This is a genomic window from Stenotrophomonas sp. FR024, assembly GCF_047500745.2.
In the GTDB taxonomy this organism is placed as follows: Bacteria; Pseudomonadota; Gammaproteobacteria; order Xanthomonadales; family Xanthomonadaceae; genus Stenotrophomonas; species Stenotrophomonas maltophilia_A.
This window is the reverse complement of record NZ_JAXAXM020000027.1, coordinates 32,468-42,554: the sequence shown is the minus strand read 5'-3', so window position 1 is coordinate 42,554 and position 10,087 is coordinate 32,468. Positions and strand designations below refer to the sequence as shown.

The 10,087-nt window shown below is 67.1% G+C and carries 10 protein-coding genes and 1 other RNA gene; 8 read left to right on the top strand and 3 right to left on the bottom strand.

Annotation, left to right across the window (positions count from 1 at the left end):
- Positions 1–279 precede the first annotated feature (279 nt).
- Complete coding sequence (locus ACMZ91_RS20315) at positions 280–759, top strand: DM13 domain-containing protein (RefSeq protein ID WP_049461627.1); 480 nt, start codon at positions 280–282, stop codon at positions 757–759.
- A 123-nt stretch (positions 760–882) separates the two neighbouring features.
- Here ACMZ91_RS20315 and rnpB read toward each other — a convergent pair.
- Positions 883–1,234: RNase P RNA component class A (gene rnpB / locus ACMZ91_RS20310), an RNA gene on the bottom strand.
- A 178-nt stretch (positions 1,235–1,412) separates the two neighbouring features.
- Here rnpB and ACMZ91_RS20305 point away from each other — a divergent pair.
- Together ACMZ91_RS20305 and ACMZ91_RS20300 are read left to right on the top strand one after the other, a co-directional pair.
- Complete coding sequence (locus ACMZ91_RS20305) at positions 1,413–2,072, top strand: type IV toxin-antitoxin system AbiEi family antitoxin domain-containing protein (RefSeq protein ID WP_177179501.1); 660 nt, start codon at positions 1,413–1,415, stop codon at positions 2,070–2,072.
- Positions 2,069–2,938, top strand: a complete 870-nt coding sequence (locus ACMZ91_RS20300; protein ID WP_197573250.1) for a nucleotidyl transferase AbiEii/AbiGii toxin family protein — start codon at positions 2,069–2,071, stop codon at positions 2,936–2,938. Before ACMZ91_RS20305 ends, ACMZ91_RS20300 begins: the two co-directional genes overlap by 4 nt.
- A 152-nt stretch (positions 2,939–3,090) precedes the next feature.
- Here ACMZ91_RS20300 and rsmI read toward each other — a convergent pair whose 3' ends face one another.
- On the bottom strand, positions 3,091–3,909 hold the full coding sequence (rsmI, locus tag ACMZ91_RS20295; RefSeq protein ID WP_005412235.1) for a 16S rRNA (cytidine(1402)-2'-O)-methyltransferase: 819 nt from the start codon (positions 3,907–3,909) through the stop codon (positions 3,091–3,093).
- Between the two features lie 81 nt (positions 3,910–3,990).
- Here rsmI and ACMZ91_RS20290 point away from each other — a divergent pair, with 81 nt between their 5' ends.
- From ACMZ91_RS20290 to ACMZ91_RS20270, 5 genes are all read left to right on the top strand, one after another.
- Positions 3,991–5,712, top strand: a complete 1,722-nt coding sequence (locus ACMZ91_RS20290; protein WP_049462856.1) for a penicillin-binding protein activator — start codon at positions 3,991–3,993, stop codon at positions 5,710–5,712.
- On the top strand, positions 5,702–6,070 hold the full coding sequence (locus ACMZ91_RS20285) for a YraN family protein (RefSeq protein ID WP_177179500.1): 369 nt from the start codon (positions 5,702–5,704) through the stop codon (positions 6,068–6,070). The genes ACMZ91_RS20290 and ACMZ91_RS20285 overlap by 11 nt, the downstream gene beginning before the upstream one ends.
- A gap of 110 nt (positions 6,071–6,180) precedes the next feature.
- Positions 6,181–6,900 carry a metal-dependent hydrolase gene (locus ACMZ91_RS20280; RefSeq protein ID WP_049462854.1) on the top strand — a complete coding sequence of 240 codons (720 nt, stop codon included), beginning with the start codon at positions 6,181–6,183 and terminating at the stop codon, positions 6,898–6,900.
- Positions 6,897–8,282, top strand: a complete 1,386-nt coding sequence (locus ACMZ91_RS20275) for an FAD-binding oxidoreductase (protein WP_049462853.1) — start codon at positions 6,897–6,899, stop codon at positions 8,280–8,282. Before ACMZ91_RS20280 ends, ACMZ91_RS20275 begins: the two co-directional genes overlap by 4 nt.
- 341 nt (positions 8,283–8,623) lie before the next feature.
- A complete protein-coding gene (locus tag ACMZ91_RS20270; RefSeq protein ID WP_032128040.1) occupies positions 8,624–8,809 on the top strand; it encodes a hypothetical protein in 186 nt (61 codons plus the stop codon).
- Between the two features lie 230 nt (positions 8,810–9,039).
- Here the strand turns inward: ACMZ91_RS20270 and thiL are convergent, their stop codons facing one another.
- Complete coding sequence (gene thiL, locus ACMZ91_RS20265; protein WP_080355242.1) at positions 9,040–10,002, bottom strand: thiamine-phosphate kinase; 963 nt, start codon at positions 10,000–10,002, stop codon at positions 9,040–9,042.
- Positions 10,003–10,087: the final 85 nt, after the last annotated feature.

Here is a 10,087-nt window from a genome sequence, read left to right as displayed (position 1 = left end):
TGCTGGAAAGAGATTCCGGCCAACGGTAGGCAATACCCCTGCTGGAGAGAGATTCCGGCCAGCGGCCGGCACTACCCGTCACTGCGATCCAAGGCTGCCAACGTCATTCAGCTTCCGGACGCAGCGCCTTTCCGCCCGCGCCACAGGGCCTGCGTTGCCGCAGCCACCCCACTGTGCCCTTTTTGCGCTTGGCACTGTGTCTATAAATGCCGCCCGCAACCTCCCAAGGTGGTCATGCCCGGCACCATGCCGCGCGATCCACATCCACATGGAGGCCCCATGCGCCGCACCCTCATCCTGCTCGCCACCCATCTGCTCACTCTCGGCCTCGGCTTCGGCCTGGGCGTCTACTTCCTGCCGATCCTGATCGCTCCTGATGATCCGCCCGCAGCACAGGTGCAGGCCGCCATGAACGACGCCACCCATCACACCACGTTCCGCCGCGACCTCAAGGGCAGCGACGCGGTGCACTGGGCGGAAGGCAAGGTCAGCGTCAGCGCACGCCAGGTGGCCTTCGACGGGAAGATGGGACCGGGACCGGACTACAAGGTCTACCTGGTCCGCGATTTCGTCGACAACAAAGCGGACTTCCTGAAGATCAAGGCGCAGGCCCGGCGCATCGGCGAGGTGAAGACCTTCAACCGTTTCCTGGTCGATGTACCCGATGACGTCAACGTCGACGACTACACCACGGTGGTGGTGTGGTGCGAGCGCTTCTCGCAGTTCATTTCCGCAGGGCAGTACCGTACGCCGGGCTGACGAACGCGCGACGTCGAGGTAGTGCCGGCCGCTGGCCGGCACTCTGTCCGCCCTGCAGGCATCGTGAAGCTGCCGGCCAGCGGCCGGCACTACCGATGCGCGGTTCACGCATATGGAAGAAAGAGGCGGAGCCGGCCGATAAGCCGGGTTCTGTCGTGGACAGTCATTCCTCTAGGCGTTACGTCACCGCAACGCTCAAGCAACCTACCCGGATCCAACGCGGGCCGCGCCAAAGGATCCCTATTTGGTCTTGCTCCAGGTGGGGTTTGCCGTGCCGGTCTGTTGCCAGACTCGCGGTGCGCTCTTACCGCACCATTTCACCCTTACCGGCCTTCCGAAGAAGACGTAGGCGGTATCTTTCTGTTGCACTTTCCGTCGGCTTGCGCCGCCCAGGCGTTACCTGGCACCTTGCCCTATGGAGCCCGGACTTTCCTCGGCATCCCCGAAGGGATGACGCGACTGTCTGGCCGGCTCCGCCAACGCACATTCTAGCCTACGAACGCCCTTCCTGCCGTGCTGATCGCGGCATCCGGTTCATCCATCCACGCATGGCGTGGATCTACCGATTCCGCTGCTCTGGTGGGTGCGGATTCCGCTCTGGTGGGTGCGGACCTTGGTCCGCACCATTTACTCGTCACTCGCCGCAGCCAACGATGTTCCTTTTTGTCGGTCGATATTCAAAACACCCGACGTTATGGAACAATGCCGTCATGGGAAACGCCGAGGCCAAGGCACGAAAGCTATTGCGACGCGCAGGCACCCTGCGCGCCCGCGAACTGGTGACTGCCGGGATCGCCCGCGCCCAACTGACCCGCCTGGTCGAGGCAGGCGCACTCATCCGGCTGTCCCGTGGCGTCTACGCGTTGGCGGAAAGAAAGAGCGACGACACCGATGATGGACTGCGGATCATTGCAGAACGCCTGCCACACCCCCGTCTATGCCTGTTGAGTGCCCTGCGCCTGCATGGCCTGACCACTCAGGCACCATTCGAACGCTGGGTCTCCATCGGCAACAGCGACCGCGTTCCGCGGATCGACTGGCCGCCCCTCCGTGTGGTCCGCATGTCGGCAACGACCCTCAATGCGGGGCTGGAAGAACGTCGCGTAGGCGGACGTCTCATATACGTCAGCAACGTAGCCAAAACCGTCGTCGATTGCTTCAAGTTCCGCAATCTCGTAGGGCTTGATGTCGCACTTGAAGCCCTGCGTGACGCGCTTCACAGCCGTGCAACCACGCCGGATGCGTTGATGGAGTATGCGCGGATCTGCCGCGTTGCCAGACTGATGAGACCGTACCTCGATGCCCTGGCTTGATCCCCTCTCCAACACCTCCCCACCGCGTTGCTTCCATCCGGCAACGGCTGCTCGATCTCGCACGCAAGCAGGGTGAGGACTTTCAGTTCGTGCTGGACAGGTTCGCCGTTGAGCGCCTGCTCTACCGGCTCTCCGCTTCTCGATACCGCAACCAGTTCCTGCTGAAGGGTGCCATGCTGTTCGCAGTGTGGTTCGACGCGCCGCACCGCCCTACACGGGATGCCGATTTCCTGGGATCCGGCAGCGCTGAGCCCGATCGCCTGCTACATATCGCACTTTCGCTCTGTGGAATGCCCGGGGACGACGGCCTGCGCTTCGATCCAGGCAGCATCGTCATCGAGGCCATACGTGAAGAAGCCACGTACGAGGGGCTGCGCATGCGCCTGATCGCACATCTGGGCCGGGCACGCTGCCATGTGCAGTGGGACGTCGGGTTTGGCGACGCGGTGATCACCCCGCCGCCGGAAATCACCTATCCGGTGATTCTGGAAGGATTCCCTCCAGCCTGCCTGCGCGTCTATCCACGCGAAACCGTGTTTGCCGAAAAGCTCGAGGCTATAGCGGCACTGGGCATCGCTAACAGCAGGATGAAGGACTTCTTCGACTTGCTGGCACTGATCCGCGAAGACGCCATGGATCGCCCGCACCTTGTTGCGGCCATTGGCGCGACGTTTGATCGACGAAGGACCCCGGCGCCAACGCCCCTGCCCTACGGACTGACTCAGTCATTCGCCGCAGATACCCAGAAGCAGACCCAGTGGCGCGCCTTCCTGCGCAGGAATCGCCTGATCGCGCCGGACCTCTCTTCGGTGATTGCCGAGATTGCCAACTATCTGGACACCCTCGACACACCCGTACAGTCCTGACGTCGCAAGGCCTGGCGCTATCGGTCCGCCCGGGTGGGTGCAGACCCCGGCGCGGCCCGTTCATCCACGCATGGCGTGGATCTACCGATTCCGCTGCTCTGGTGGGTGCGGATTCCGCTCTGGTGGGTGCGGACCTTGGTCCGCACGATCCATCAACTCCCGTACAACGCCTTGCGCGGTGCGCCGGTCAGCTCGGCAGCCAGCTTGGCGGCGGTCGACGGCGGCAGATGCTCGCTCAATTTGGCGTAGACACGGCGGCCATGCGCCAGCTGCGCTTCCTCATCGTCGCCAGCACCCTGCACCATCACCACGAACTCGCCCTTGCGCTGGTTCTCGTCAGCTTCCACCTTCGCCAGCAGGCCGGCCAGGTCACCATCAAGCACGGTCTCGAACAGCTTGGTCAGCTCGCGGGCCAACACCGCCGGGCGCTCACCGCCGAAGATCGCCGCCATGTCGGCCAGCGATTCGGCGATGCGGTGCGAGGATTCGTAGAACACCATGGTGCGTACTTCACCGGCCAGCGCCTGCAGGCGGTCGCGGCGGCCGCTGGCCTTGGCCGGCAGGAAACCCTCGAAACTGAAACGGTCGCTGGGCAGGCCGGCCACGCTCAGCGCAGCGATGGCGGCACAGGCGCCGGGAATCGGGCTGACCTTGATGCCCGCCGCGCGCGCAGCACGCACCAGGCGGAAACCGGGGTCACTGACCAGCGGGGTGCCGGCATCACTGACCAGCGCCAGCGATTCACCGGCCTGCAGGCGCGAGACCAGGCGCTGGGCCAGGGCCTCTTCATTGTGTTCGTGCAGGGCCACCAACGGCTGCTGGATGCCGAAATGGGACAGCAGCTGGCCACTGCGGCGGGTGTCTTCAGCACAGATGGCCGCCACCGACCGCAGCACCTCCTGCGCGCGCGGGCTCAGATCGGCCAGGTTGCCGATCGGGGTGGCGACGACGTACAGGGTTGGCACACTCATTTCAGCGGTACTCACGGGGCAAGGGTAGAATCGTAGCGTGTACCCGGCCAAGGCCGCTGCCCTCATCGCATGGACCCGATCATGAACAAGCCCGCCGCACGGATCTCCGCCCTGTCGCTGTCGCTGATGCTGCTGGCCGGTTGCGCCACCACCAGCCTGACCAGCACGCCCGATTCGCCGGCCCAGAGCCAGGCGCTGGCGCTGATCGAACAGGGCAAGCCCCGCGACGCCGCGCTGCAGCTGGAAGGCCTGGCCGCCACCCTGCGCGGCGGCGCTCGCAGCAATGCGCTGGCCGACGCGGCCTGGGCCTGGCACCTGGCCGGTGACAGTGCGCGCGCGCGCAGCCTGCTGGGCCAGCTCACCGCCCGCCAGCTGTCCGGCGCCAGCCTGCAGCGCTACCAGCTGACCGGCGCCGAGCTGGCACTGGCCGACAAGCAGCCGGCGCAGGCCCTGGCCCTGCTGAAGGACCACGGCGACAACGTGCTGCCGGCGCTGCGTACGCGCTGGTATCTGGCCCGCGCCAACGCGCTGCAGGGCACCGGCGATGCCTTCGGCGCCGCCACCGAACGTGCACGCGCCCATGCCAGCCTGACCGGCAGTGCGCGCAGCGAGAACCAGGCCGCCATCTCCGGCCTGCTCGGTACCCTCGACGACGCCACTTTGCGCAGCCGTGCCGCTGCCCTGCCGGCCAACGATCCTCTGTACAACTTCGCCGGCCGTGCGCTGATCGCGCGCGGCCTGCCGCTGCCGCGCCCGTTCGACCGCGATGGCGCGGCCCAGTTTGATACCAGCAAGCGTCCGCCGGCGATGAGCGACGGCTACCGACCGCCGGCCAAGCTGGCCGTGCTGCTGCCGCTCAGCGGCCGCCTGGCCACCGCCGCGCAGCCGGTGCGCGACGGCCTGTTGAGCGCCTACTACGGTGAAAGCCGTCGCCGCCCGGACATCAATTTCTTCGACACCGCTGGCACCCCGGCTGGTGCCCTCGCCGCCTACGACAAGGCCGTCGCCTCCGGTGCCGACTTCGTGGTCGGCCCGCTGGGCCGCGACGGAGTGGACGCCGTGTACGGCCGCCAGCAGCTACAGGTACCGGTGCTGGCCCTGAACCGCGGCAAGGATGCACCGCCGGCCGGCAGCGCTGGTTTCTCGCTGGCACCGGAAGACGACGGCATCGTCGCCGCCGAGTACCTGCGTGGCCGCGAGCGCAACCGCGCGCTGGTGATCAGCAGCAACGACGACACCGGCCGCCGTTCCGCCGCCGCCTTTGCCCAGCGCTTCGCACAGCGCGGCGGCCAGGTGGTGGCCACGGTCAATGTCAGCGAAGCCGTCGGCGATGTCGGCGCGCAGGTGCGCAATGCCGGTCAGGTCGATGCCGTGTTCCTCGCCGTGCGCGCCCCGCAGGCCCGACTGCTGGCGCCGCAGCTTGCGCTGGCCGGTGCCGGTGGCGCGACCCGCGTCGGCACCTCGCAGCTGACCGTCGGCAGCGGCAAGGTGGAAGAAGACGTGGCGCTGGACGGCATCGTCTACCCGAACGAAGCCTGGAATGTGCGCAGCGTGTCCGGCCTGCCGTCGGCCAGCCAGGTGGCCAGCGCGCTGCCCAGCGCTCGCGGCGCCGCTGGCCGCCTGTTCGCTTTCGGTGCCGATGCCTGGAAGATCACCGCCTATCTGGACAAGCTGTCCAACGAGGGCGGCCTGGACGGTGCCACCGGCACCCTGTTCCTGGACAGCAACGGCAACATCCTGCGCCAGCCGGCATGGTCCACCTTCAATGGCGGCCGGCCGATGCCGATCGTCGGTGGTCGCTGAGCGCAGCCAACGTGGCTCGGCGGTGGAAGCCGCCGCCGAGCAGCACCTGCAACAGGCCGGGCTGCTGCCGCGTGCGCGCAACGTGCGTTATCGCGGCGGTGAACTGGACCTGGTGATGGATGACGCCGGTACCGTGGTGTTCGTGGAAGTGCGCTATCGCGCGCGCTCCGATTTCGGTGGCGGCGCCGCTTCGGTGGATGCGCGCAAATGCCGGCGCCTGGCGCATGCCGCGCAGCTGTACCTGCAGGACAACCCGGCACTGGCCAATGCGCCCTGCCGTTTCGATGTGGTTGAAGCCAGTGGTGAACCGCCGCAGCTGCGGTGGCTGCGTGATGCGTTCCGGCTGGATGACTGCTGATGGTTAACGTCCGCTCTGGTAGAGGCCGAACTTGGTCGGCGCCTCTGTGCCAACCATGGTTGGCACCTACCAGAGCGCAGCCTGGCCGGCACGACCACGGTGCGTGACTGATGCCTTCGATCATCACCCATGCCGCTGTGCCGTTGGCGCTCTGGTGCGCCGCTGACCGTGGCCGCATCCCACCGCGCCTGCTGGCGGCCGGTGTGATCGCTGCGATGCTGCCCGATGCCGACGTGCTGGCCTTTGCACTGCATATTCCCTACGCCGATGCGTTCGGACATCGTGGTGCCAGCCATTCGTTGCTGTTTGCGTTCGTGCTGGCGGCGTTGGCCGCGGTGTTGGCGTTCTTCGGTAGCCGCCGGCCTTGGTCGGCGCCCCGCAACTCCGGTAGTCGCCGACCTTGGTCGGCGCTTCGGTGCCAACCAAGGTTGGCACCTACCGAAGAGGCAATGGCACGCTCTGGTAGTGGCCGACCTTGGTCGGCGGTTTCGTGCCAACCAAGGTTGGCACCTGCCAAGGCAGGGCCAACGATGGCATCGACCCTACAAGCGGCGGTGTTCGTCTTCGTCTGCGCCGCCAGCCACCCGCTGCTGGATGCGATGACCTCCGGCGGCCTCGGTGTCGCCCTGGCCTGGCCATGGAGTGAGCAGCGCTTCTTCGCGCCGTGGCGACCCATCCGCGTTTCTCCGTTCGCGCCACAGTTCTTCAGCGCGCGTGGCCTCGCCACCGTAATGTCGGAACTGCGCTGGGTGTGGCTGCCACTAGCCGGCGCCGTTGTTGCCTGGAAACTGATCCAACCCGCTCCCGTTGCCCCACGAGATCCGTCATGAGTCCTGCCCTGCCTGCTGCCCTGGTTGCCGAACTGTCCGCCCTGCTGGGCGCGGAGGGCTGGCGCATGGATGACGGCGCGCTGGAGGCGAACGCGCAGGACAACTCATGGCGTCACCAGCGCCCGGCGGCGGTGGCGCTGCCAGCCGACATCGAACAGGTGCAGGCTTTGGTGCGGGCCTGCCGTGCGCATGGCGTGGCCCTGGTCGCACGTGGCGCTGGTACCGGCACCACCGGCGCGGCGGTGCCGCTGCCCGGCAGTATCGTGCTGTCGTTCACCCGCATGGACCGCATCGTCGAGATCCGCGCCGGTGACCGTTGCGCGGTGGTGCAACCGGGCGTACTCAACGGCGCCCTGCAGCAGGCGCTGGCCCCGCATGGCCTGTTCTGGGCGCCGGATCCATCCAGCGCCGAGATCTGCAGCATCGGCGGCAACCTGGCCTGCAACGCCGGTGGCCCGCGCGCGGTGAAGTACGGCACCAGCCGCGACAACGTGCTGGGCCTGGTTGCCGTTACCGGCACCGGCGACGTGATCCGCTGCGGCGGTGCCTACACCAAGGACGCCACCGGCTATGACCTCACGCATCTGCTGGTAGGCAGCGAAGGCACGCTGGCATTGATCGTGGAAGCCACGCTGAAACTGACCCCGCTGCCGGTCAGCCAGGCCGGCCTGCGCGTGCTGTACCGCGATGCCGATGCCGCCGCGGCCGCCGTATCGCGATTGATGTCGCAACCGGTGGTGCCCACGCGCCTGGAATTCATGGACGCACGCAGCCTGGAGCTGCTGCGGCTGAATGGTGCCGACGTGCCGGAGGCCGGTGCGATGCTGCTGGTCGAAGCCGATGGTGACCACGACACCCTGCCCTACCTGCTGCAGGCACTGGCCAGCGCTGCCGAAGGCGACGGCATGATCGAGCTGGACGTCGCGATGGAAGGCCGCGCGCGTGACCAGCTATGGGCCGCACGCAAGGCGCTGTCGCCGGCGCTGCGCAGCGTTGCCCCGGGCAAGATCAACGAAGACGTGGTGGTACCGGTATCGCGCATTCCGGAACTGGTGGCCGGCGTGCAGGCATTGGCACGCGACTACGCGCTGACCATCGTCACCTTTGGCCATGCCGGCAACGGCAACCTGCACGTCAACATCCTGTACCACCCGGACGATGCCGACGAGAACGCGCGCGCCCATGCCGCGCTGCCAAAGATCTTCGAGCTGACGCTGGCGTTGGGCGGCACGCTGTCGGGAGAACACGGCATTGGCCTGGCCAAGCGAGATTTCATGGCGAAGGCCTTCACCGCAGAAACGCTGACGACGATGCGAGCGATCAAGGCCGCGCTGGACCCGGACGGCATCCTCAACCCCGGCAAGGTGCTGCCGCCGGTGTAGTGCCACTGCCAATGTGTTGACGACGACCCGCAGGAGCCCTCCCCAGCTGGAGGCGTCGCACTGTACCCGCTACGGACCTTCACGCTGCCAGCCGTCAACTGAAGCTCCATCCGGTGTCCAGTGTGCTTTGCAACTTGTTGCATGGGAAAACTGCTCCTTTGCCAGGAACATATCGCCAACAGCACCACACAGCTCTGACCCACACCCGTCGTGAGCGCCAGCTGCCTGGTCCAGCGAGCCTGCAGTGACAGCACCATCGGCATCTCTGTGAGCCGTTGGCAACCGCCGAACGGGTTGGGTCGAAGCAACAGCGCCCACGCCCTGCGAACAAGGATGCCGAGATGTACAAGCCTCTCTATCCCCATGTCATCACCACTCTTGGCGAAGCCGCTGCGCGCCTGCCACATGACCTCGCGCCGATCCTGGAGCAGGCCCTGGCCGCGGTCAACGATGCGCGGTCGCTGGCAACGGTCACGTGTGAGTCCTGCCTGCAGCAGCGTCGCGGCAGGCAGCCGCAGGCTGACTGAGTACTGGATGTGCAGTTGCAGGCAGCTTAGCGACATCTGCAGAGCCGAGCCCATGCTCGGCTGCCATGGGGCACATCGCGATGAAAGCCGCGCTTCGCGCGTGAGCCGAGCGTAGGCTCGGCTCTGCAGCGTCGATGTCATCCAGCAACCGCGCACCGATACGGCAGCACCCGGTCATGCCCGGCGGTTTCAGTCGCGTGGCAGCGCCGGGCCATGCCCGGCGTCATCAATCAGACGAAGTGCTGGTATCCGCCGTCGGCGGCTTCGCCATCCACGTGCACGCCCTGCCCTTCGGCAATGCGACCGATGCGGGTGAGCGGCACGTCCAGCGATTCGGCCAGGTAGTGCAGCGCGTCGCGCTGGTCGGCGGCGGCGGTGAAGCACAGTTCGTAGTCGTCGCCACCGCGCAGAGCGCAGTCGCGCGCGCCATCGCGGCCGAGCAGCTCACGCAGCGCGTGGGAGATCGGCAACGAATCGGCATCGACATGTGCGGCCACGTTGCTGCGCGTGGTGATGTGACCCAGATCGGCCAGCAGGCCATCGGACACATCCACCGCCGCGTGTGCGAACGCACGCAGGCGCAGGCCCAGGGTCACACGCGGAGTCGGCCGCAGCAGACGCAGGCGCAGGCTTTCGTAGTCGGCCAGCAGCGTGGCGGTGGCGATGCTCAGCGCAGCTTGCTGCCACAGGCGCAGCGCACCGGCGGCATCGCCGAGCGTGCCGCTCACCCAGATGTCATCGCCCACCTGCGCGCGGTCGCGACGCAGCGCCTGGCCACGTCCCACCTGGCCCATCGCGGTCACCGACAGCGACAACGGACCACGCGTGGTGTCACCGCCGATCAACGCGATGTCGTGCTGATCGGCCAGGGCGAAAAAGCCATCGGCGAACGCATCGATCCAGTCTTCGGAGGCTTCCGGCAGCGACAACGCCAGCGTGCACCACGCCGGGCGCGCGCCCATCGCGGCCAGGTCCGACAGGTTGACCGCCAGGGTCTTCCAGCCGATATCGAAGGCCGGGGTTTCCACCGGGAAGTGCACGCCGCTGTTGAGCGTGTCGGCAGTGACCACCAGTTGCTCATTGGCACGCGGCTGCAGCAGCGCAGCGTCGTCGCCGATGCCGAGCAGGATGTCGTCGCGCTCGAGGGTACGGGCGCGGATGCGGTCAATGAGGGCGAATTCGGCCAGGGACATGGGGCGTTCCCGCTGTTGTACGTGCCGCGCGGTGCGCGGTGGGCGGTAGTGGGGGGGGGGGGGGGGGGGGGGGGGGGGGGGGGGG